This window comes from Massilia cavernae (assembly GCF_003590855.1).
Taxonomy (GTDB): Bacteria; Pseudomonadota; Gammaproteobacteria; order Burkholderiales; family Burkholderiaceae_D; genus Telluria_A; species Telluria_A cavernae.
In genome coordinates this window covers 13,726-33,947 of the sequence record NZ_QYUP01000110.1, presented here as the reverse complement: position 1 = coordinate 33,947, position 20,222 = coordinate 13,726, and the positions used below count along the sequence as shown (strand labels likewise).

General features: G+C 63.8%; 22 protein-coding genes, 1 tRNA gene and 1 pseudogene. 9 read left to right on the top strand and 15 right to left on the bottom strand.

The genetic code is table 11. From position 1 onward, the window contains the following. The first annotated feature begins 38 nt into the window (after nucleotides 1-38). Both D3872_RS11445 and D3872_RS11440 read left to right on the top strand, forming a co-directional pair. Nucleotides 39-112, top strand: a tRNA-Cys gene (locus D3872_RS11445). An 86-nt stretch (nucleotides 113-198) separates the two neighbouring features. Beyond that, complete coding sequence (locus D3872_RS11440; RefSeq protein WP_119810890.1) at nucleotides 199-1,365, top strand: DUF1565 domain-containing protein; 1,167 nt, start codon at nucleotides 199-201, stop codon at nucleotides 1,363-1,365. A gap of 11 nt (nucleotides 1,366-1,376) precedes the next feature. Here the strand turns inward: D3872_RS11440 and D3872_RS11435 are convergent, their stop codons facing one another. Next, the gene (locus D3872_RS11435) at nucleotides 1,377-2,558 is read right to left on the bottom strand and encodes an RtcB family protein (RefSeq protein ID WP_370660963.1); all 1,182 of its coding nucleotides are present in this window, start codon (nucleotides 2,556-2,558) and stop codon (nucleotides 1,377-1,379) included. A gap of 219 nt (nucleotides 2,559-2,777) precedes the next feature. Between D3872_RS11435 and D3872_RS11430 the strand changes: the two genes are divergently transcribed. Continuing rightward, nucleotides 2,778-4,088: a cation:proton antiporter gene (locus D3872_RS11430; protein ID WP_119810888.1), complete on the top strand. Its 1,311-nt coding sequence runs from the start codon at nucleotides 2,778-2,780 to the stop codon at nucleotides 4,086-4,088. On the opposite strand, the gene D3872_RS11425 is transcribed toward D3872_RS11430, so the two are convergent. From D3872_RS11425 to D3872_RS11390, 8 genes are read right to left on the bottom strand one after another with little or no spacing between them, the layout of a single operon-like run. Beyond that, entirely contained in the window at nucleotides 4,085-5,356 is a 1,272-nt protein-coding gene (locus D3872_RS11425; RefSeq protein WP_119810887.1) for an NAD(P)/FAD-dependent oxidoreductase, read from the bottom strand. The two genes, D3872_RS11430 and D3872_RS11425, sit on opposite strands and share 4 nt — an antisense overlap. An 11-nt stretch (nucleotides 5,357-5,367) precedes the next feature. Next, nucleotides 5,368-5,655 (bottom strand): c-type cytochrome, encoded by a 288-nt coding sequence (locus D3872_RS11420; RefSeq protein WP_119810886.1) that lies wholly within the window; start codon nucleotides 5,653-5,655, stop codon nucleotides 5,368-5,370. A 14-nt stretch (nucleotides 5,656-5,669) separates the two neighbouring features. Then, nucleotides 5,670-6,434: a sulfur oxidation c-type cytochrome SoxA gene (soxA, locus tag D3872_RS11415; protein WP_119810885.1), complete on the bottom strand. Its 765-nt coding sequence runs from the start codon at nucleotides 6,432-6,434 to the stop codon at nucleotides 5,670-5,672. A 3-nt stretch (nucleotides 6,435-6,437) separates the two neighbouring features. Continuing rightward, entirely contained in the window at nucleotides 6,438-6,761 is a 324-nt protein-coding gene (soxZ, locus tag D3872_RS11410; RefSeq protein ID WP_119810884.1) for a thiosulfate oxidation carrier complex protein SoxZ, read from the bottom strand. Beyond that, nucleotides 6,762-7,226, bottom strand: a complete 465-nt coding sequence (locus D3872_RS11405) for a SoxY-related AACIE arm protein (protein WP_119810883.1) — start codon at nucleotides 7,224-7,226, stop codon at nucleotides 6,762-6,764. Next, on the bottom strand, nucleotides 7,223-7,657 hold the full coding sequence (gene soxX / locus D3872_RS11400; protein ID WP_182915781.1) for a sulfur oxidation c-type cytochrome SoxX: 435 nt from the start codon (nucleotides 7,655-7,657) through the stop codon (nucleotides 7,223-7,225). The genes D3872_RS11405 and soxX overlap by 4 nt, the downstream gene beginning before the upstream one ends. A 13-nt stretch (nucleotides 7,658-7,670) precedes the next feature. Then, nucleotides 7,671-9,863: a xanthine dehydrogenase family protein molybdopterin-binding subunit gene (locus D3872_RS11395; protein ID WP_119810881.1), complete on the bottom strand. Its 2,193-nt coding sequence runs from the start codon at nucleotides 9,861-9,863 to the stop codon at nucleotides 7,671-7,673. Further along, the gene (locus tag D3872_RS11390) at nucleotides 9,860-10,360 is read right to left on the bottom strand and encodes a (2Fe-2S)-binding protein (RefSeq protein ID WP_119810880.1); all 501 of its coding nucleotides are present in this window, start codon (nucleotides 10,358-10,360) and stop codon (nucleotides 9,860-9,862) included. The genes D3872_RS11395 and D3872_RS11390 overlap by 4 nt, the downstream gene beginning before the upstream one ends. A 185-nt stretch (nucleotides 10,361-10,545) precedes the next feature. On the opposite strand from D3872_RS11390, the gene D3872_RS11385 reads away from it, so the two are divergent. Together D3872_RS11385 and D3872_RS11380 are read left to right on the top strand one after the other, a co-directional pair. After that, nucleotides 10,546-11,625: a lipid A deacylase LpxR family protein gene (locus D3872_RS11385; protein WP_119810879.1), complete on the top strand. Its 1,080-nt coding sequence runs from the start codon at nucleotides 10,546-10,548 to the stop codon at nucleotides 11,623-11,625. A gap of 62 nt (nucleotides 11,626-11,687) precedes the next feature. Continuing rightward, a complete protein-coding gene (locus D3872_RS11380) occupies nucleotides 11,688-12,086 on the top strand; it encodes a hypothetical protein (protein WP_119810878.1) in 399 nt (132 codons plus the stop codon). A 14-nt stretch (nucleotides 12,087-12,100) separates the two neighbouring features. Here the strand turns inward: D3872_RS11380 and D3872_RS11375 are convergent, their stop codons facing one another. From D3872_RS11375 to folE, 3 genes are all read right to left on the bottom strand, one after another. Continuing rightward, nucleotides 12,101-12,430, bottom strand: coding sequence for a transposase (locus D3872_RS11375; RefSeq protein WP_119810877.1), 330 nt, complete (start codon nucleotides 12,428-12,430; stop codon nucleotides 12,101-12,103). A gap of 84 nt (nucleotides 12,431-12,514) precedes the next feature. Beyond that, nucleotides 12,515-13,888: a thioredoxin fold domain-containing protein gene (locus tag D3872_RS11370; RefSeq protein WP_119810876.1), complete on the bottom strand. Its 1,374-nt coding sequence runs from the start codon at nucleotides 13,886-13,888 to the stop codon at nucleotides 12,515-12,517. Then, a complete protein-coding gene (folE, locus tag D3872_RS11365) occupies nucleotides 13,888-14,454 on the bottom strand; it encodes a GTP cyclohydrolase I FolE (protein ID WP_119810875.1) in 567 nt (188 codons plus the stop codon). Before folE ends, D3872_RS11370 begins: the two co-directional genes overlap by 1 nt. 199 nt (nucleotides 14,455-14,653) lie before the next feature. On the opposite strand from folE, the gene D3872_RS11360 reads away from it, so the two are divergent. Next, complete coding sequence (locus tag D3872_RS11360) at nucleotides 14,654-15,523, top strand: hypothetical protein (protein WP_119810874.1); 870 nt, start codon at nucleotides 14,654-14,656, stop codon at nucleotides 15,521-15,523. Here the strand turns inward: D3872_RS11360 and nudC are convergent. From nudC to D3872_RS27470, 3 genes and pseudogenes are all read right to left on the bottom strand, one after another. Continuing rightward, nucleotides 15,485-16,303: an NAD(+) diphosphatase gene (nudC, locus tag D3872_RS11355; protein WP_119810873.1), complete on the bottom strand. Its 819-nt coding sequence runs from the start codon at nucleotides 16,301-16,303 to the stop codon at nucleotides 15,485-15,487. The two genes, D3872_RS11360 and nudC, sit on opposite strands and share 39 nt — an antisense overlap. Nucleotides 16,304-16,492: 189 nt before the next feature. Next, the gene (locus D3872_RS26450; protein ID WP_229459277.1) at nucleotides 16,493-17,047 is read right to left on the bottom strand and encodes a PKD domain-containing protein; all 555 of its coding nucleotides are present in this window, start codon (nucleotides 17,045-17,047) and stop codon (nucleotides 16,493-16,495) included. 31 nt (nucleotides 17,048-17,078) lie between these two features. After that, nucleotides 17,079-17,375, bottom strand: a pseudogene (locus tag D3872_RS27470) (family 10 glycosylhydrolase); the annotation flags it as partial. Nucleotides 17,376-17,710: 335 nt separating this feature from the next. On the opposite strand from D3872_RS27470, the gene D3872_RS11345 reads away from it, so the two are divergent. The 3 genes from D3872_RS11345 to D3872_RS11335 all read left to right on the top strand — a co-directional run bounded on the left by D3872_RS11345 (nucleotide 17,711) and on the right by D3872_RS11335 (nucleotide 20,197). Beyond that, nucleotides 17,711-18,076, top strand: coding sequence for a COG4315 family predicted lipoprotein (locus D3872_RS11345; RefSeq protein ID WP_119810871.1), 366 nt, complete (start codon nucleotides 17,711-17,713; stop codon nucleotides 18,074-18,076). Between the two features lie 218 nt (nucleotides 18,077-18,294). Further along, the gene (locus D3872_RS11340) at nucleotides 18,295-19,353 is read left to right on the top strand and encodes a type IV toxin-antitoxin system AbiEi family antitoxin (protein WP_119810870.1); all 1,059 of its coding nucleotides are present in this window, start codon (nucleotides 18,295-18,297) and stop codon (nucleotides 19,351-19,353) included. Further along, entirely contained in the window at nucleotides 19,340-20,197 is an 858-nt protein-coding gene (locus tag D3872_RS11335; RefSeq protein WP_119810869.1) for a nucleotidyl transferase AbiEii/AbiGii toxin family protein, read from the top strand. Before D3872_RS11340 ends, D3872_RS11335 begins: the two co-directional genes overlap by 14 nt. Nucleotides 20,198-20,222 lie beyond the last annotated feature (25 nt).

Below are 20,222 nucleotides of genomic sequence, written 5' to 3'. Positions count from 1 at the left end.
CTGCGGCCCCATCAAAAAGGTAGAAACTTGGTATCGATGGCGGGGTAGCAAAATGGCAATGCGCCAGCCTGCAAAGCTGGCTAAGTTGGTTCGATTCCAACACCCGCCTCCAGTTTTCCGCGGAGGTCGTCCAAGGCCTCCGCTTGTCGTTCGCGCGGCCGTGCTGGTGCGGCCCGCCCAGGCTGCGAGGACAAACTAATGAATGCATTCTTCCGTTTTGCGAGAACTCTCTGTACCGGCGCCCTCATCTGCATCGGCCTTGTGGTCCTGCTGGCAAATGCCGCCAGCGCGGCGCCTTCCGGCAGCATGCCGGCACCGGCCGCCAAGTACAACTACTACGTCTCGCCGGATGGCTCCAACAGCAACCCCGGCACCGAATCCTCCCCCTTCCAGACCATCCAGCACGCGGCAAGCGTTGCCGTTCCCGGCACCACCGTCCACGTCGGCAAGGGAACCTACGCCGGCGGATTCCGCACCACCATCAGCGGCGAGGCAAATGCCCGCATCACGTACGTGTCGACGGTAAGGTGGGGCGCGAAGATCGTGCCACCGGTGAAGTCGGCAACGCATACCGCCTGGGACAACCGCGGCAGCCATGTCGACATCGTCGGCTTCGACGTCGACGGCCGCGGGTCGATCACCGGCATGCCATGGCTGCACGGCATCTACAACGGCGGCTCGTATGTCTCGATCAGGAACAACCAGGTGCAGCACATCGCCACCCGGTCGGGCTGCGGCGGGGCGGGCGCTTCCGGCATCGGCGTCGACAGCTACTACAAGGGCGTCAATTCCGACGTCATCGGCAACAGCGTGCACGACGTCGGCACGCCAGGCTGCAAGTACACCAAGGGCATCTACCTGAACACCACCGGCCGCATCCAGAACAACGTGGTGTACGCCATCGGCGGCGCCGGCATCCAGCTGTGGCACGACGCCAATCGCGCCACCATTTCCAACAACACCGTGGTCGCCTCCACCAGCGGCATCCTGGTCGGCGGCGGCGACTACTATCACACCAAGGGTCCCAACGATTACACCAGGGTCCACAACAACATCGTGTTCGACAACAAGTTCGGCATCACCGAACACGGCTGGACCGGCAAGAACAACACTTACCGCAACAACCTGGTATTCCAGAATCCTTTGGCCGACTGGGCCCTGCGCAATGGGCTGAAGCACACCGGCACGATCAGCCAGGCGCCGCAGTTCGTCAGCTATGGCAAGCCCAACGCGGTGCCGGACCTGCGCCTGCTGCCAAGCTCGCCCGGTATCGGCAAGGGCATCTCGGCGCAAACGCCGCCAGTCGACATCAACGGCAAGGCGCGCAAGATCGCGCGCTACGACGTGGGCGCCTTCCAGCGCTGACGCAGGGCGGGTCAGCCCTTCACGCACACGACCTGCTTGAGCGTGTGCACCACCTCCACCAGCTCCTGCTGGGCGTTCATCACCGCATCGATGTCCTTGTAAGCCATCGGAATCTCGTCGATCACGCCGGCATCCTTGCGGCATTCGACGCCCCTGGTGGCTCCCACGTGGTCGTCGATGGTGAAACGGCGCTTGGCCTCGGTGCGGCTCATGAGGCGCCCCGCGCCGTGGCTGCAGCTGTTGAAGCTTTCCGGATTTCCCTTGCCCCGCACGATGAAACTCTTGGCGCCCATCGAGCCCGGGATGATGCCCAGCTCGCCTGCGCGCGCCGACACGGCGCCCTTGCGCGTCACCAGCACATCGCGGCCGAAATGCTGCTCCTTCTGCACGTAGTTGTGGTGGCAGTTCACCGCTTCCACATGCGTTTCGAACGGCTTGGTAATCACGGTGCGCAGCGCGGCGATCAGGTTCTGCATCATCACCTCGCGGTTGATGCGGGCAAACTTCTGCGCCCAGCCCACCGCCTGGATGTAGTCGTCGAAGTGCTGCGTACCTTCGGACAGGTAGGCCAGGTCCTGGTCGGGCAAGTTGACCTGGTGCTTGCGCATGTCCTGCTTGGCCAGCTCGATGAACTGGGTGCCGATGGCGTTGCCCACGCCGCGCGAACCCGAGTGCAGCATCAGCCAGACGAAGCCCTCCTCGTCCAGGCACACTTCGACGAAGTGGTTGCCGCTGCCCAGCGTCCCGAGGTGCTTGTAATTGTTCGTGTTGCGCAGGTTGGGACGCTTGCGGACGATCTCGTCGAACTCGTCCTTGAGCTTCATCCAGCCCGCGTCCACCGCCGACGGCGCCTTGTTCCACGATCCCTTGTCCGGGCCCTTGAAGCTGCGCGTCTTCGGCGACATGCCGTGCGGTATCGCCTGCTCGATGGCGCTGCGCAGTTTGGACAGGTTGTCCGGCAAGTCTTTCGCGGTCAGGGTGGTCTTGGCGGCCATCATGCCGCAGCCGATGTCGACGCCCACCGCGGCCGGGATCACCGCGCCCGTAGTCGGGATCACGCTGCCGATGGTCGATCCCTTGCCCAGATGCACATCCGGCATCACGGCGAGGTGCTTGTAGATGAAGGGCAGCTTTGCCGTGTTGGCCAGCTGCTGTTTGGCGGCCTCGTCCACCGGGACTCCCTTGGTCCACATCTTGATCGGGCGGCCCCCTCGTTGTGGATGACCTCGTAGGAGGTGTCTTTCTTCATGATTCCTCCGCTTCATGCTGCGAGACCCGATCATCGCAAAAATCGGCTAGGCGCGGTGCCCGGCACGCCGGCAAGCCTCGCGGAAATTTTAGGTGTGTGATCGTACGGAGGAGTAAAGACATTCCCGGTACGATCTTAGCAAGACGCATCACGAACGACGGACATGACAACAATTCACTGGTTCATCCTTATCGGCTGCCTGATGCTGGCGCGCGGCCTGGCCGCAACGTTCATCTCGCGCCTGCCGGTCACGTCCAGCATGGTCTACCTCGCCGTCGGCCTGATCCTTGGACCGATGATGCTCGGCATGTTCAGCTTCTCCCCCACCGAGCAATCGCACCTGCTCGAAACGCTGACCGAAATAGCGGTGCTGGTCTCGCTGTTCTCCGCCGGGGTCAAGATGCCGGTGCCGATCACGCGCAAGCGCTGGTCGCCCGCGATCCGCATGGCCTTCCTGTCGATGGCCATCAGCGTGGGCATGGTGGCCGGCTTCGCCCACCTGGTGCTTGGCCTGCCGCTGGGCGCGGGCGTGCTGATTGGCGCCATACTCGCGCCCACCGATCCGGTACTGGCCACCGACGTGCAGGTGCGCCACGCCGACGACCGCGACCGCCTGCGCTTCGCCCTCACCTGCGAAGCGGGCATGAACGACGGCGCCGCCTTCCCGTTCGTGATGCTGGGCCTGGGCCTGCTGGGCGCGCACGAATTGGGCGAGTTCGGATGGCGCTGGGTGGCCATCGACGTGGTATGGGCGACGGCTGCGGCCATCGCGGTCGGCCTCGCGTCGGGTGCGGCGCTCGGCCGCCTTGGCTGGAACCTGCGCGGCCGCGAACCGAAACACGAAGTCCTGGACGACCTGGTCGGCCTCGGCCTGATCGGCGTGGTCTACGGCCTGAGCGTGCTGCTGCACGCCTGGGGCTTCCTGGCCGTATTCTTCGCCGGTGTGGCGCTGCGCCAGACCGAGTTGATCCTGTCCGGCGCCCACAAGGATCGCCAGGGACTGCTGGTGGCAGATACCCACGACGCTGCCGACGGCGACTACAGCCACGGGCACAACATGCCGCTCACCGTCAGCGCCGAAGCGCTGGTGTTCAAGGAGCATATCGAGCGCCTGTCCGAGCTGACGCTGGTGCTGCTGCTGGGCGGGATGGTCGCCGCCACCGACTTCAACTGGCGCGCGGTCAGCACCGCGTTCTTCCTGTTCATGATCGCGCGGCCGGTCAGCATCCTGCTTGGGCTGGTGGGCTCCAGCGAGCCGATGCGCGTCCGCTCGATCACCGGCTGGTTCGGCGTGCGCGGCATCGGCTCGCTGTATTACCTGATGTTCGCCATTAACCACGGCCTTCCCGGCCATCTGGCGCAGGACCTGATCCAGATAACCGTGGTCACGATCATCCTTTCCATCGTCATGCACGGCATGACGGTCACGCCGCTGATGAACACCTTGTGGGCGAAAAAATGGCGCAGGCGCTAGGCGTCCAGCGCCAGCGTGTCCGACCAGATGTTGCGCGCCCAGTTCATCGCGTAGACGCCTTCGAGTTCGGCGGCCGCAGTGGAGACGCCGCCTGAACCCGGCACGGCCAGCAGCGTCTTCTTCGCGGCGTCGTACGCATGCACCGACGCCACGTGGATCACGTCCTTGTCCGAGACGAAGCTGTAGCAGGTGTTGGTCAGCATCGGCGCGGCATTCGGCGCGCCACCGGCGAACATATCCACGATGGCTGCGGCGCACACCTTGGCGTGCTGGTTGGCCATGTGGGCCGACTTGGGCATCATCGGCGCCACCTGGATGGCGTCGCCCAGCACGTGGATGTTCTTGGCCTGGGTCGATTCGAAGCTGAGGAAGTCCACTTCGCACCAGCGCTTGTTGGCGTTGGCGAGGCCCGCCTGCACCGCGATCTTTCCCGCGCGCTGGGGCGGAATCAGGTTCAGCACATCCGCGCGCACCTTGTCGTCCAGTTCGGATATCGCCGTGCGTGCGCCGGCATCCACGTCCACCGTCTTGAAGTTGTTGCGGTATTCGATCATGCCGGGATAGCGTTCCGTCCAGACGCGCTTGAACAATGCGCCTTTCGACACCACGTCGTCGTTCGCATCGAGGATCAGCACCTTCGAGCGCGGCTTCGCCTTCTGAAAATAGTGCGCGACCTGGCATGCGCGCTCGTACGGGCCGGGCGGGCAACGGTACGGCGCCAGGGGAATCGCCAGCGCGAAGACACCGCCGTCCGGCATTGCCTCCAGCTGCGCGCGCAGCGCCACGGTTTGCGGCCCGGCCTTCCACGCATGCAGCACCGCCTCATGCGCGCCTGCCTTCGCCATGCCGGGCATGCCGTCCCACAGCAGCTCGACGCCGGGCGACAGGATCGCCCGGTCGAACGTCAATATCTGGCCACCCGCCAGCCGCGCCGTGCGGTTCTGCGCGTCGATCGCTTCGACGCTGTCGCGGACGATGCGAATGCCGTAGCGGCTCGCGAGTCCATCGCGCGGCATCGTCAGGTCGGCAATCTGGCGCGAGCCGCCAAGTACAAGGTTGGACAGCGGACAGGAGACGAACTGCGCTTCCGGCTCGACGATGGTCACGTCGATGCTTCCCTCGCTCCACATGCGGATGTAACGCGCGGCGCTTGCGCCGCCATAGCCGCCCCCTACAACCAGCACATGCGGCCTGGCCTTCCCTGTCATGCTGGCGCAGCCGGTGAGTGAAACCAGCGCGGCGGCGGATATGAATTCGCGACGTTTCATGGCTATCCCCCTTATGGTTTTTGTGAAGCCAGGAAGGCGGCTATCTGCTCGACCTGCTGGTCGGTATAGCCCTTCGAGATCTGGTGCATGATGGTCGCGGGCCGCGTGCCGTCCCGGAAGGCGCGCATCGACGCCACCAGCGCTTCCTTCGGTTGCCCCGCCAGCTTCGGCAGCGCGTTCCCCGCCGGTTTCCCGTTGGTCCCGTGGCAGGCCACGCAGGTCGCATACAGCCGCTCGCCAACGGGCGAAGCGGCGGCAAGGACAGGTGCAAACAACAGCAGGCAAAGCAGCTTGTTCATGAACTCCCTCCTGGTTATGGCCGGACGCCCGGCGATTCGATCGGCATGCCCTTCGCGCGCGCGGCGAGGTACAGCTCCAGCTCCACTAGCTCCTGCGCGTTGTAGGGCGGTACTTCGGCGCGTACGCCGCTCATGCAGTTGCGCAGGCGGCGCTGAAGCGATCCCACGCCTTGCCATTCCAGCCGGTAGATCGGGTAGGCGTTGGCGTGCCCCTGCGGGATCGTGCTGCCGCCAAGCTTCTTGCCCCAGTTGGCGTCGTGGCACTGCGCGCACGACAGGTTCAACTGGCCTATCCGCTGGAAGAATAACTGCTTGCCCCGTTCGGTGGGCTCGCGCAGGCGCTTGTCGGCGGGTGGATTGACCGGCATGCCGCGCGAGTGGATGGCGACGTAGCTCTCGAGGCTGAGAAGCTCACGGCTCTCCGGCTTGAACGGCTCGGCGTGCATGCCCTTGCGGCACTGGTTGATGCGCTGCCCCAGGTTGATAACGCCGTTCGCCGATTCATCGAAGGTTGGGAAGCGCGCCGCCACGCCGCGCATAGTGGACTTCGCATCGCCGTGGCAGCTGGCGCAGGACTTGCCGTCCTTGCCCGCCTTGGCCTGCCACATCGCTTCGCCCTCGCTTACCCACAGCATCGCCGGGTTCTGGGTGTCGTCGCGCTGCATGGTCCTTGTCGATTCGCTCATGAAATCAAAGCCGGAGCGGCGCTGGCCTGGCTCCACTGCCATCGCTGCCGCCGCGATGCAGGCCGTGACGAGGACGAAGGCGCGGCGCCGCATGGCTTAACCCATCACCGTGATGGGCCGCGTTTCGGCCTGGGAGAAGCCGTTGTCGCCCTCCCAGCGGAATTCCAGCGTACCGTTTTCAGTCGCCACCGTGAAGAACGCGATGTAAGGATTGGCCGAAATCGCCGGATGCAGTTCGGCGCCGAACACCTGCTGCCCGTTGTACAGGCAAGTAAAGCGGCGGATGATGTCGCGCGCCAGCACCTTGCCGTCCGCGCCGGGACGGAAGCCCGTCTCCATCGGATGCGCTATCAGCGCCTTTATCTCGATGACTTCGCCGCGCCTTGCCTGCGCGGGCATGGTGATCAGTGCGCTCGCCATTCAGGCCTCCCCTTCGATGCATGCCGCCAGCGTGACGATCACATCGGCGCTGCCGGACCAGAACGAGCCATCCGAGAGACGCGCCACCGCCACCAGCTTCTGCGAAGTCGCCAGCCGAATGCGGGTCGACACCACGGCCTTGCCGCTGCGTGGGCCAAGCGTGAATTTGACCACGTCGGTCTGGGGATTACGTTCGTTGAACACTGCGATCGCAGTCACATGGTCGGCTGCGGTCATCGGGCTGTCGACGCTGACAGTCATTGGAACAGCGTTGCCATTGTCGACCAGCTGGGCGATATCGAGCGTTACTTTGCCCGCCGTTGGCGCGGCGCCGCCGGTGAAGGCGGCAATCGCCGACGCCATCTCTTCCGGCGTCGCCATCACCGGCCCCACGACCGCAATCGCCAGCATGCCAACGCCTGCGGACAGCAGGCGCCGGCGGGTGTTGTCGAGCGCGTCGCTCATCGCAGCGTCTCCAGCCATGCGACAACGTCTTCCACCTGCTGCGCCGTGAAGATAGTCTTGCCTTTCAGGGCGGGCGGAACGCGCGCCAGGCCTTTGGTTTCGTAATACGCAGGCATGATGGTGGCCAGGTTGAGCCGGGCCGCATCGACGATGCGCAGCCGAAGCTGGCCCGCCGACCAGCGCGCGCCACTGCCCGCCAGGTCCGGTGCAAGCGTGCCCTGGAAGCGTTCCTCGGGAATCGGCCCGGTGTGGCACAGCAGGCAAAGGCCAAGCTGGCGGTTGGCGACGATGGCGCGCCCGCGTGCGGCGTCGCCCGGCGTGCCGGTCAGCGATGCGGGAATCGCATCGCCTTTCACTACATACGCGGCATGCGCCACTCCGCACGCGGCGCTGGCCGCGGCGGCGAGGAACAATGTGGCGGCAAGTCGCATCGCATCACCCGCGTCAGGTCCGCTTCAGGCTGTGGTTCTTCAGCGGCAGGTCGCGGATGCGCTTACCGGTGGCGGCGAAGATCGCATTCAGCACCGCCGGCGCGGCCACCGCGATCGTCGGCTCGCCCACCCCACCCCAGAAGCCGCCCGACGGCACGATCACGGTTTCCACCTTCGGCATCGCATCCATCTTCATGACCTCGTAGCTGCTGAAATTGTCCTGCTCGATTTGCCCATCCTTCACCGTGCAGGCGCCGTACAGCGCGGCCGACAGGCCGTACACGAAGGAACCCTCCACCTGCGCTTCGATCTGCTGCGGATTGACGACGTGGCCGGGGTCGGTGGCCGCGACGATGCGGTGGATCTTCAGCTTGCCGTCCTTGCTGACCGAGACCTCGGCGCAGGCGGCCACGTAGCTGCCGAAGCCGTGTGTCTGCGCCAGCCCGCGGAACACGCCCTTGGCCGGCTTCTTGTTCCAGCCGACCCGCTCGGCCACCGCGTTCAGCGTGGCCAGGTGTTTCGGATGGTTGGCCATCAGCTTGCGGCGCAGCGCCAGCGGATCCTGTTTGGTGGCGTGTGCGATCTCGTCGATGAAGCACTCGAGGTAGATCGCGTTCTGGTTCAGGTTCACGCCGCGCCAGAAGCCCGGCGGCACCGGCGGATTGCGCATCGCATGGTCGACCAGCAGGTTAGGGAAGGTGTAGCCGATCATGGCTTCGCCGCCGCCCGCATTCAGGCCCTGGAACACGACCGGGTCCTTGCCGTCCCTGATATTCTGCGGCAGCACGGAGGCGAGGATGGACTGGCCCGAAATGCGCATGTGCAGCCCGGTGATCTCGCCCTTGGCGTCAAGCGCGGCAGTCAGCTTGCACTGCGTGACCGGGTGGTAGCGGCCGTGCATCATGTCTTCTTCGCGCGACCAGATCAGCTTTACCGGCGTGCCGGGCAGTTCCTTTGCGATCAGCACCGCCTGGCGCACCCAGTCGTGGGTGGCGCCGCGCCGGCCGAAGCCGCCGCCCAGGTGCACCTTGTACACCTCGCACTGCGCCGGCGGCAGGCCCGATGCCTCCGATGTCGCGGCCAGCGCGGCTTCACCGTTCTGGGTTGGTGTCCACACTTCGCAGCGCGACGGCGTCCACTTCGCCGTGGCGTTCATGGTCTCCATGGTGGCGTGGTTCTGGTACGGGTACGAATACACCGCCTCCACCTTGCGCGCCGCGCCGGCGATGGCCGCGCGCGCGTCGCCGTTCTGGTTGCCCACCACCGCGTCATTCGCGTCCAAGCCGGCCTTGAGCATGGCGGCGATGTCCGCGCTCGACAGCTTGGCGTTGGGGCCCTTGTCCCATTCGATCGGCAGTGCGTCCAGCGCGGTCTTGGCGCGCCACCAGGTATCGGCAACCACCGCCACGGCGGAGTCGCCCACCTGGATCACCTGCTTCACGCCCGGACGCTTTTCGATGGCGGAGGCGTCGAAACTCTTAACCTTGCCGCCGAAGACAGGGCAATCCTTGATGGCGGCATTGAGCATGCCGGGCATGTTGATGTCCATGCCGTAGACCTGTGCGCCGGTGGTCTTTTCCACCGTGTCCAGCCGCGCCAGGCGCTTGCCGGCGACCTTCCAGTCCTTCGGGTCCTTGAGCGCCACTTCGGTCGGCACGGGCAGTTTGGACGCGGCGCCGGCCAGCTTGCCGTAGCTGATGGTGCGGCCGGTCGGCACGTGCGTGACGATGCTGTTGGCGGCGCGGCACTCGGCCACCGGCACCTTCCAGCCCTCGGCTGCGGCCTGCACCAGCATCATGCGCGCCGCGGCGCCGCCCTTGCGCACGTATTCGTGCGATTCGCGGATGCCGCGGCTGCCGCCGGTCGAGAAGCTGCCCCAGACCCGCTTGCGCGCCAGGTTTTCGCCCGGCGTCGGGTACTCGGTGGTCACCCGGCTCCAGTCGCATTCCAGCTCTTCGCCCACCAACTGGGCGAGGCCGGTCAGCGTTCCCTGCCCCATCTCGGAACGGGCGATGCGGATGACGATGGTGTCGTCCGGCTTTACCACCACCCAGGCGTTGACCTCAGGCGTGGCGGCGGCATCCTGTGCCGACACGTCGGAGGCAAACGGAATGTGGAAAGCGACCACCAGGCTGGCGGCGGTGCCGGCCGATTTTTTCAGGAAGCCGCGGCGGGAAGCCGATGCCGGTGCGGTAGCGGCGCTCATGCTTTTTCTCCCACGTGCTGGATCGCCAGGCCGGCGCTCTTCACGTCGCCGCCCTTTGCCACCACCTTGATGGCGGCGCGCACGCGGTTGTAGGTGCCGCAGCGGCAGATGTTGGTCATCGCCGCGTCGATATCGGCGTCGGTCGGTTTCGGCTTGGCTTTCAGCAGCGCGGTGGCGGCCATGATCATGCCCGACTGGCAAAAGCCGCACTGCGGCACGTCCAGCGCCGCCCAGGCCTTCTGTACCGGGTGCGAGCCGTCCTTCGACAGGCCTTCGATGGTGACGATCTTCTGGGACGCGGTCACCGACGATACCGGCCGCACGCAGCTGCGGGTAGGTTCGCCGTCGATGTGGACGGTGCAGGCGCCGCAGGCAGCGACGCCGCAGCCGTACTTGGTGCCGGTCAGGCCGAGCTGCTCGCGCAGCACCCATAGCAGCGGCGTGTCATCCTCCGCCTCGAATTCACGCACACTGCCATTCACGTTCAGCTTCGCCATCCCGCGCTCCTGTCGTAGTTGTTCGAATGAAAACGTAGAACATATTACACCTGCTTTTCGGTGGATGCTGAAGCATTCATGACCACGGTAGTCGGGGCGCGATATGAGCAATGGCAAGGCTGGCCGGAAACCCATGCCTACAATCGAGCTGATCGGTCGTCACACAATGGAAAGGCGGTGCTGCCATGTCGCTGTTTTCCGTCATCCCTGCCTTCTCCCGCCGCGCCGCCATCGCGGTATGCCTGCTTTGCTGCGGGGCCGCCAGCGCGCAGTCACCCGCACCGGCGCGCCAGGAAATCGTCCACTTCGGCACGTTCGAGAACGACATGATGTTCGACACGGACCGCTACTACACCAACGGCGTGCAGTTCTCGGTCAAAGGCTCGCGCGACCGGCGCGGCCGATTCGTGCGCGGTCTGACGGAACGCGCCTGCGGCCCGCTCGGCTGCGAAGGCAGCACGCTGCTTACCACCCAGACCAACTTCGGCCAATTGATGTACACGCCGAACGACATCACCGTGGCCGCGCCGCAGCCGCTGGACCGGCCTTGGGCGGGCCTGCTGTACGTCGAGCAGTCCTACGCGCTGCTGTCGCCTGACCGCCGCACGCTGACCACGCTGACCGCACAGGCTGGCGTGACGGGGCCGGCCTCGCTGGCGGAGGACGCGCAGAAGCTGTTCCACCGCATGCTCGACCGCCCGCTGCCGCAGGGCTGGCACAACCAGGTCGGCGGATCGCTTGCCGTGATGGCCAGCGCGGAGCGGCGCACCGCCATCGACGGCCTGTCGGCCACGTTCGGCGACGACATTCAAGTCAACACCGCAGGCTACTGGCGCCTGGCGGCAGGCAACATCATGAGCTATGCGGCGGGCGGGCTGGCGGTCGTGGTCGGCAAGGACCTGCCCGACGTGTCGCCGCCGCCTCCCGGCATCGGCAACAAGCTTGCGCCGCAACGCTTCGGCCTGACCACCTGCATGGTGCGCTGGCTGCAATGCACCACGTTCGGCGTGGTCGAAAGCCGGGTGATGGCGCGCAGCATTTTCCTGGATGGGCGCCTGTTCCACAACGACCGCAAGGTCAAGCGCCGCAATTTCGTCACCGACCTGATGGTGGGCATGCGGCTCGACTTCCCGGATACAAGGACCGCCAGCCACGGTCCGTGGTTCGTCCAGTTAAAGGTCACGCGGCGTTCGCGCGAATTCAGTGCGACGATTCCGGTGCCGCGCCACCGGATGGCGGCGATCACGCTCGGCACCGAATTCTGAGTTTGTTGCCCAGCGTGAACTGGCAATCTATACTGCGCCAACGACATTGCAAGGATGCTCACATGCGCAGGACATGGATACTACTGGCGCCGCTGCTGCTGGCTGGCTGCGTCAAGGGCTCGGCCACCCACTACATCAGCGGCAACGATCACACGCTCACCGTGCGCGTGATCCAGGACTATTTCTGGAAGAAAGAGGTCGACGTGAGCGTGGTGGCGGCGCGCTGGCCGGATTGCCAGCGCCAGTTCAAGCTGGGCGCGCTGCCGCTGGCGGAGATGGATATCGAGGTGTTTTCACCGGGCGAGAATGTGTACAGCCTGCGCGCGGGGTCACGCCTGTGGCAATTTGAGACGCAGAACTGCACGATGCTGCCGGCGCCCGCGCCGGCAGCGCTGGGGGAGCCGGTGGGGCTGTACACCATGGTGGATGGGAAGATGGTGTTTGAGAAGGCGGCGAAGTAAGGCGGCAGCCTTCCCTACTCCCGCCTCTGGGCCAACAAATCCTTCAACTGCTGCACCGACTGCGGCCGCCCGGCCTTGTCCAGCGCCAGCTCCAGCAGCGACGATTCGTCGCCCTTGGTCAGGGTCCATTGCTTGAAGTATTCGTGCACGGTGCGCCACGGCGGGAACTCCGGCGGCAGGCTGCGCCACGACTTGCCGCTGTTCAGGAAGTACAGCACCGCGTTGAACACGTCGTACAGGTCATGCTTGCGTGGCCGCGTCTTGCGGCGCGCCGCTTCCAGCATGCCGCGGGCGGCTTCGAATTCTTCGCGCGAGACCTCAGTCGCGAATTCCGGTATGGCCATCGCATTCGCACCTCCAATGATCCTTGGAGGCGAAAACACGGAACAGGTTCCCGCGCCACCGCCAAAACTGGCGATAACCGTGAATCAGCTCGCTATACGGCTCGCTGCCTGACGCAAGGTTTCCGCATGTTTGCTGTCGCCGCGCCACACCGCCAGCTTGGCGGCGATGCGCTGCACCTGGGTGCGGTTGCGCTGGCAGGATGCGTCCGGCATGTCGGCAAGCGCATCCACGATCTGACCCGACAAGCGGTCGATGCGGCCGGCGTCGTGCGGCATGAAGTCGCCCAGCCCCTGCAAATAAGTAGCGCCCCATTGCAGGCGCGTGGCTGGGCCGGTCGCACGGTTCCAGGCCTGTTCGTACCAATTGACCGCGCGCACCGCGTCGCCGCGCTTCTTGGAGATCGCGGCCAGGTTGTGCATGAAGTAGAACGGCGAGTGCGAACGTTCCAGCTCAGCTTCCAGCAAGGCTTCCGCTTCATCGAGCATGCCGGCATCGGCCAGCACGCCGGCCGCCGAATTGAGCAACGCGTGGCGCAGCGCCGCGTCCATCTCGCCGGCGAGCGCGGCCGCCACGCGCGACCTGACGTGCTGCTCCAGGCCGGAGCCGGGTGCGCCAAGGCGCGCCATCCGCACCCTGGCACGCAGCACCGACAGCCGGTCGGTCACGCACAGCGTCTGGTCCGCTTCCAGCATATCGAGCGCAGCTGCCCACGCCTGCGCGAATTCCGTCCTGGCGCTGGTGTCGGACTCGGTCAGGAAGCACACCATGTCGACCGCGTGGGAAATCACGAGATCCATCTGCACGCATACGGTTACGGGATCGGCCAGCGCCTCGCACAGGCGCGAAATCGCGGCGCGCTGGTCGATGCCCGACTTGCCGCCCATTGCGGCGGCGTGCAGCGCGTGCCAGTCGAGGCGCACCGCGGCTGCCGGCAAGGTGCAGGCGCGCGTCATGCTCGCCAGCGCTGCGGCGAAATCGAGATTCTTGAGCACCTGCTGCTCGTCGGTGTCCCACGAATAGAAACTAAGCAGGCGCCATTCGTCGTCGGACAAAATCCGTTCGCGCGACAAGGCCGCGCTGAGCGACTGCGCCACGGGATAGCGCGCATCGAGTGCCAGCGCCAGCGTTTCGACGAAACGCTTCGGCGCCAGTTCGCACGGCAGGCGCGTTACTTCGGTGCCGTCTGGACGGAACACCACCAGCGTTGGATAGCTGCGCAGCCGGAATTGTTCCGCGAATTGCTGGGCGCCGGGCCCATCGCCGTCGATGTGCAGGGCGACGAAGGATTGCGCCAGTTCGGCAAAGTCCGGGCGCGCGAAGGCGCCGGCGCGGATCCGGTTGCACGGCGGGCACCAGCTGGCGCCCCAGTAGAGGAAAACCGGGCGGCCCGATGCGCGGGCCCTGGCAAACGCTTCAGCGGGCGGGCCGCTGAACCAGTCGACGCCGCCCCGGTCCATCAGGCGTCCCGAGCCAGTGCGAGGAATTCGGTGCGCAGCCCCAGGTTAGGCTGCAGCTCGCCCAGCATGGCCGAGGTGATGGTTTCTTCGCCCGGCGTGCGGATGCCGCGGCTTTCCATGCACAGGTGGCGGCACTTGACGACCACGCCGACCGCCTTTGGTTCCAGCACTTCCATCAGCGCGTTGGCGATCTGGATCGTCATGCGTTCCTGCACCTGCAGGCGCTTGGAGAAGCAGTCGACCAGGCGGGTCAGCTTGGACAGGCCGACGATCTTGCCGTTCGGGAGGTAGCCGACCGTGGCCTTGCCGAAGAACGGCGCCAGGTGATGTTCGCAATGGCTGTACACGGGAATGTTGCGCACGACGATCAGCTCGTTGTACTGCTCGGCGCCGTCTTCGAAGGCCTTCAGCAGCTCCACCGGATTCTGGTCGTAGCCCGCCGTCCACTGTTTCCATGCCTTGGATACGCGGTGCGGCGTCTCGACGAGGCCAGGACGGTCGGGGTCTTCACCCAGGCTGGCGAGAAAACGGCGCCAGTCTTGTTCGGAGAAGGCTTCCTTGGACATAATTTTCAACCCTAAATTTTTCGATTGCCGACAGTATATAGAAAACGGCGATCCCTGACCCGCGGGGCAAGGGCATGGCGGCTATGCCTGGAATCCGATACTTGTCGACAATGCAACGGGTTCCTTGCGCTAGCCGGACTCATCGGCCGCAGCTCCGCGCTAGCGTAGTGGGCATGTCCGTCCACCCCGGGAGAACGCCATGTTTGGAAGCACTGTACTGGAAGTGGCAGTCGGCCTCACCTTCTGCTATGCCGCGGTGGCGCTGATCGTCAGCACGCTGCAGGAAGCGATCGCCTCCGTCCTGCGCCTGCGCGCGCGCACCCTGCTCGAGGGCGTCAAGACGATGCTCAACGACCCCGGCTTCAACGCGCTGGCGCGGGCGCTGTACGCGCATGCGCTGGTCAACCCGCACGACGACGGCACCGCCGGCGACGAAGGCGCGCTGAAACACAAGCCATCCTATATAGAGCCAAAACAGTTCGCCACCGCGCTGCTGGACACCATCCAGACCATTCCCGGCGACTGGGCCCAGCTTGGCCGCGACATCGACGCCGTCCCGGACGAACAGGTGCGGCGCGCGCTGCAAAGCGTCTACCGGCAGGCCAACGGCGACCTGGCCAAGCTGCAATCATCGCTGGAAGGCTGGTTCGACAACGCCATGGAACGGGTGTCGGGCGCGTACAAGCGCCAGTCGCTGATGGTAAGCCTGGCACTGTCGCTGCTGATGGCGGTACTGTTCAACATCGACAGCATCCACCTGTTCCGCACGCTGTGGCAGCAGCCCGCCCTCGCGGCCCAGCTGTCGGCCGACACGCTCAACCAGGGCGCCATCGATGCCCTGCGGACGCTGCCGATCGGCTGGCAAAGCTTCCCGACGAAATTCGACGCCGACTTCGCGATGCAGGTGGCCGGCTGGCTGCTGACCGCGTCCACCGCCCTGTTCGGCGCGCCGTTCTGGTTCGACCTGCTGCAAAAGGCAGTGCAGGTGCGCGGCACCGGCGTCAAGCCGGAACAGCGCAACAAGATCCGTTCAGTTACCGGGACGGTGAGCGTCGACCAGGATGCTTGATACGGAGATGTGAGGCACGCGTTCGGGCCATTCGTCGTCCGGCCCGAACCAGCGCGCTTCCGACAGCTCGTTGGCGTCGATGCGGATCTCGCCGTCAAGGTAGTCGGCGGTAAACGCGATCATCAGCGAATGCGGGAACGGCCACGACTGGCTGGCGAAATACTTCAGGTTGCGCACGCGCAGGCCGACTTCCTCGAACACCTCGCGGTGCACCGCCTCCTCGATCGACTCCCCGGCCTCCAGGAAACCCGCCAGCGGCGTGAATCGCTTGCTGGGCGAGAACTTGTGCATCGCCATCAGGTAGGCGTCGCCCTTGCGGATCAACACCATCATCGCCGGCGAAATGCGGGGATAAGCCGTCATGCCGCAACTGGCGCACTTGAAACAACGCTCACCCATCACTTTTTCCATCGCCGAGCCGCAGGCCCCGCAGAAGCGATGGGTACGCGCCCACTCGGCCACCTGCGACGCGCGCCCGGCCAGTCCCAGCAAGTCTTCGTCCCAGCCGCCGAACAGCGAACGCAGGCCGCGCCACTCGTAACCCGCAGGCGCGACCGATTCGCTAGTGGCCCAGGTGGTTTGGCAATAGCGGCCGTCAAACATGCCCAGCGGCTGCATCCCGCCGGTGCCGTCCTTCAGCGCGTCAGTCAGCGCAGCATCGGGAAGCGCCAGGTCTTCGGCGCGCACCAGCAGCTTGCCCTCATGAAAAATAAAGCTCAGGGGATTGGAAGAAGGCTTCGGATCCATCAAGGGCGTAAACGAGTGCGGTGTTTTCAGCATTTTTCGTAACTCTTCTGAGGGCGGTGCGCACATCATACCGTCAAGCCGGGCCGATTGTCTGGCCTGCGGCGAAGCCATGTCTTACCGCACCGGCAGGCGAAAAAAAACCCGGTCGGCCTGAGGCCGCCGGGGGAAAACCTGCCAAGATGACTGTCCAGGCAGGCGGGAAAACGCTTTACGTCCTGATGATCAGCTGCACGCACCCAGCACGGCGCCATTCTTCAGGTGAGCCGGCACGGCGTTGTCCGACACGCAGATCTCGTGGGACTTGCCGCTGCCGGTCGTTTTGCAGACCAGCACCTTGTTTCCTTTGCAGCTGGCGTCGATCACCGCGATCGTCACTGAGCTTTCGGCACGGCAGCCATTCTGGTTGGCAACCTGCACGCGGAACGCGTAACTGCCTGCCGCCGATGGCGTGAACACGGTGCTGGCGCCGTTGGCGCTGCTCAGGCCATCGCCCGGCGTCCAGATGAATCCGCTGGAGGAGCCCGCCGCGGTATCCGATGCGGTCAGCGTCACGTTCTGGGCGCCGTAGCCAAGCACGATGGTGTTGGCAGGCTGGCCGGTAGGCGTCGCATCGGTGCGGCTGACGGCGATTGCCGGAGCCGGCACGGCGCCCTCGACCCGGACCACCGCTGGAGCGGATGCCGTGTTGCCGGCCTTGTCGGTCGCAGTCAGGACGACCGGGTTGTCGCCGAGTGCGTGACACGTGGGTCGGGCCGTATTGCGCGGTGTTGCCGGCATTGGCCAGGGTTGCCACCGCGCGGTACGGATTGATCCAGGCGTGGAGTTCGAGGCCGCGCTTGCGCGATTCATCGAGGGCGAATTGCAGCGGGTCCCAGGCCGGATTAGGCGCCGCGCCCTGTTGATTCGTCAGGTAATACGACCAGGGCTCGAGCGCACTTGGATACATCGCATCCGACTGGCTGCGCACCTGCAGGAAAGCGGCATTCATGCCGGTTGCCTTGTTGTGGTCGAGGATAGTCAGGAGCGCGGCACGCTGCTGGGCCGGCGTCTGCAGGCGGTTCGGCCAGTCAAGGCTCAGGTGGGTACTGACCCACACGCCGCGCATTTCGCGTTTCGGCGGTATGGATTGAGCATAGCCGGCAGTCGCCACGCACAAGGCGGCGACCGCCAGGATTAGCGTCTTCATGGTTTTTGTTTTCGCTTTAGGTGGAAAAGCATATGGTCTCGACATATGCGCCCTTTGCAATTTTGCCAATGAAGGTTACGCCCGGTGTTATCGGTCGGCTAATGAAATTTGCCGATGTGGCTATAACTGGCCGGAATGGAATCGGGTCCAAAGTGACTCAAAGTTCGCCGTCTATGGCCAATTTCTTGCGCTAGAATGGCCGGGCAGTTCAACAACAACCGGTCCTCGCACTCGATTTTTCACAGGAGACTTCCATGAAATCAGTCAGCCTTGGTACTGCAGTCCTTTTCACCCTCTTTACCCTTTCAGCCCACGCTTCAGAGCCACCAGTCAAGAAAGCCGGCGGCATGCTGGTCGATGGCAAGGGAATGACCGTCTACACCTATGACAAGGACAGCGCCGGCAAAAGCGCCTGTTCCGGCCAGTGCGCCGCGAACTGGCCGCCCGTCATGGCCGGCGACGCCAAGCTGGACGCGCCCTACACTGCCATCACGCGCGACGACGGCAGCAAGCAGGTCGCCTACAAGGGCAAGCCGCTGTACACCTTCGTGAAGGACAAGAAAGCCGGGGACAAGACCGGCGACAAAATGAAGGACGTGTGGCATGTAGTGACGGACTGACGGCTGCTGGGTGCGTATCGCGCAATGCTAACGGCAAGACGTCCCTGAAGAAGTAGCGAAGCCCGGGGAGTGGCTTCGCGTTTTTCAACACTTGGCATATTTTGCTCTGTTCAATAATACGGCACGTTCACGTGACGTGAAATTTTAAAATCATTGAACAATCATGAGATTTCGTTCATAATTTTATCCAGTTCACGTTACGTGAAGCGAGATCAAATATGAACGAAGATGCTTTCAGCCTGTTGGCCACGGGCGATATCGAACTCATCAACTGCGCCGTGCATGCGTTACGCGGCTTTGTGGCCCTCCACAGTGAAGTACATCCCCACAAGGAAAGGAAGTGGGATGCCTTGGTTCACCTGGAAATTGAAGGGCGGAGATTAAAGTACGACTGCAAGGTGAAGACAAAGATCGACAGACATGCCGTCCTTCGCGATATGAAGGCTAGGGGCGATGTCACAAAAGCTAGTTTGCTCGTTACCTCGACGCTAAGCAATGAACTTGCCGCTACCTGCCGCGAACTCGGAATCCAGTTTATCGATACCGCCGGCAACGCATTCATCAACGACGGGAACGGTTTGTACATCTTCATCAGCGGACGCCGGGCCGATGATAGCAGCCGTTTCGCGCTGGAAGGCTCGACCATTACTCCCGCCGCCTTGAGGATGATGTTCGCTTTTCTGGCCGATCCATCCATGCTAAACGCGGCTTACCGCGACATTTCAGTCGCAGTTCGGGTTTCCACTGGGGCAATCGGCAAAGTTTTCGAAACCTTGGAAGCAAGGGGTTTCATTGCAAAGGCTCCCAATGGAAAGCGCATTATCGCGGCTCCAGACCTGCTGCTGAGTGAATGGGCCACCGGTTACCTGGGGCGGTTGAAACCGAAACTCAAGACATATCGCTTTCGGGGTCCAAGCCCGGCCGAGTTCAGCGCACGCTGGAATCCAGGATATCGTGAGTCAGCATGGGGGTGGGGTGGCGAGGCTGCGGCAGCGATTCAAACGGGGCACTTGAAACCTGAAACATGTACCGTCTATATCGACATGGATGCCCCGGGCGCATTGCATGCGATGGTCAAGGATTTCAAATTGAAGGCGGATCCGAGCGGCCCTATCGAGATTGTCCACGCCTTCTGGAACATGGACTTTTTCACCGAGAGCTTCCCGACGGTTCCGCTCCCCCTGATCTACGCGGATCTGCTTGGAACAAACGATTCGAGAAATCTCGCTGTGGCGAAGCTCATTGCGGCGGAGGTTCTGCAAAATGTACGCAGTTAGCGCAGACCGCCCGCTCAATCCAGTAATCCTTGCTATCCTCCGGGCCTTGCATCTCGCGACGGCGCAGCTCGGCTACAGCTATTTCCTGGTGGGAGCAACCGCGAGGGATGTCATGATGACCCATGTGTTCGGGATTCAGACGAGACGTGCAACGCATGATGTAGATTTCGCGGTTGCATTAGAGGATTGGCATTCCTTTGATGTTCTGAAGAATGCACTCATCAACACAGGCGATTTTGAAGCTGCCGATCGCCATGCACATCGTTTGCACTACAAGCTGGCAGAATTCGGAACGGCATTCCCATTGGACCTGATCCCGTTCGGGGGAGTCGAACACAAACCGCACGAAATCGCTTGGCCACCCGACATGAATGTGGTCATGAATGTCACGGCATACGCCGAAGCGTTAAGATTCTCACTCGAAGTCGACGTCGGCGATCAACTTGTCGTCCGGGTTGTTTCGATACCCGGACTGGTCGCGCTTAAGCTGCTTTCGTGGAACGACAGAGGCCTTTCTGATAATCGCGACGCTCAAGACCTCTTCTTCATATTGGGCCACTACCATGAGGCTGGGAATGAGCAACGGCTGTACGACGAAGAATTCGCAATCCTGGAGGCATGCGGATTCGATCCGAGCCTGGCAGGCGCCAGATTGCTCGGCCTCGACACTCGACTGATATTGGAGGAGCGCTCACGCAATGCCCTTCTCGCTGTACTTGAGGATATGCGCAAGCGCGAACGGCTGGTCGTACACATGGCACAACGGTTCGCGGAGTTTGGGCCGGAAACCGCATCCGATCTCTTGTCACAATTCGAGCAAGGGCTAAATTTTCCAACTCCGTAATCCCACAAACGAAAAAAAATCCCGA

Bases quoted from the DNA above. Each gene is read 5' to 3' on its own strand.
- soxZ (WP_119810884.1), bottom strand. From the start codon at position 6,761: ATGGCGAGCGCACTGATCACCATGCCCGCGCAGGCAAGGCGCGGCGAA.
- D3872_RS11335 (WP_119810869.1), top strand. From the start codon at position 19,340: ATGTACGCAGTTAGCGCAGACCGCCCGCTCAATCCAGTAATCCTTGCT.
- D3872_RS11340 (WP_119810870.1), top strand. From the start codon at position 18,295: ATGAACGAAGATGCTTTCAGCCTGTTGGCCACGGGCGATATCGAACTC.
- D3872_RS11395 (WP_119810881.1), bottom strand. From the start codon at position 9,863: ATGAGCGCCGCTACCGCACCGGCATCGGCTTCCCGCCGCGGCTTCCTG.
- D3872_RS11385 (WP_119810879.1), top strand. From the start codon at position 10,546: ATGTCGCTGTTTTCCGTCATCCCTGCCTTCTCCCGCCGCGCCGCCATC.
- folE (WP_119810875.1), bottom strand. From the start codon at position 14,454: ATGTCCAAGGAAGCCTTCTCCGAACAAGACTGGCGCCGTTTTCTCGCC.
- D3872_RS11405 (WP_119810883.1), bottom strand. From the start codon at position 7,226: ATGAGCGACGCGCTCGACAACACCCGCCGGCGCCTGCTGTCCGCAGGC.
- D3872_RS11390 (WP_119810880.1), bottom strand. From the start codon at position 10,360: ATGGCGAAGCTGAACGTGAATGGCAGTGTGCGTGAATTCGAGGCGGAG.
- soxX (WP_182915781.1), bottom strand. From the start codon at position 7,657: ATGCGACTTGCCGCCACATTGTTCCTCGCCGCCGCGGCCAGCGCCGCG.
- D3872_RS11370 (WP_119810876.1), bottom strand. From the start codon at position 13,888: ATGGACCGGGGCGGCGTCGACTGGTTCAGCGGCCCGCCCGCTGAAGCG.
- D3872_RS11430 (WP_119810888.1), top strand. From the start codon at position 2,778: ATGACAACAATTCACTGGTTCATCCTTATCGGCTGCCTGATGCTGGCG.
- D3872_RS11420 (WP_119810886.1), bottom strand. From the start codon at position 5,655: ATGAACAAGCTGCTTTGCCTGCTGTTGTTTGCACCTGTCCTTGCCGCC.
- soxA (WP_119810885.1), bottom strand. From the start codon at position 6,434: ATGCGGCGCCGCGCCTTCGTCCTCGTCACGGCCTGCATCGCGGCGGCA.
- D3872_RS11345 (WP_119810871.1), top strand. From the start codon at position 17,711: ATGAAATCAGTCAGCCTTGGTACTGCAGTCCTTTTCACCCTCTTTACC.
- D3872_RS11360 (WP_119810874.1), top strand. From the start codon at position 14,654: ATGTTTGGAAGCACTGTACTGGAAGTGGCAGTCGGCCTCACCTTCTGC.
- D3872_RS11425 (WP_119810887.1), bottom strand. From the start codon at position 5,356: ATGAAACGTCGCGAATTCATATCCGCCGCCGCGCTGGTTTCACTCACC.
- D3872_RS11375 (WP_119810877.1), bottom strand. From the start codon at position 12,430: ATGGCCATACCGGAATTCGCGACTGAGGTCTCGCGCGAAGAATTCGAA.
- D3872_RS26450 (WP_229459277.1), bottom strand. From the start codon at position 17,047: ATGCCGGCAACACCGCGCAATACGGCCCGACCCACGTGTCACGCACTC.
- D3872_RS11440 (WP_119810890.1), top strand. From the start codon at position 199: ATGAATGCATTCTTCCGTTTTGCGAGAACTCTCTGTACCGGCGCCCTC.
- D3872_RS11435 (WP_370660963.1), bottom strand. From the start codon at position 2,558: ATGTGGACCAAGGGAGTCCCGGTGGACGAGGCCGCCAAACAGCAGCTG.
- D3872_RS11380 (WP_119810878.1), top strand. From the start codon at position 11,688: ATGCGCAGGACATGGATACTACTGGCGCCGCTGCTGCTGGCTGGCTGC.
- nudC (WP_119810873.1), bottom strand. From the start codon at position 16,303: ATGCTGAAAACACCGCACTCGTTTACGCCCTTGATGGATCCGAAGCCT.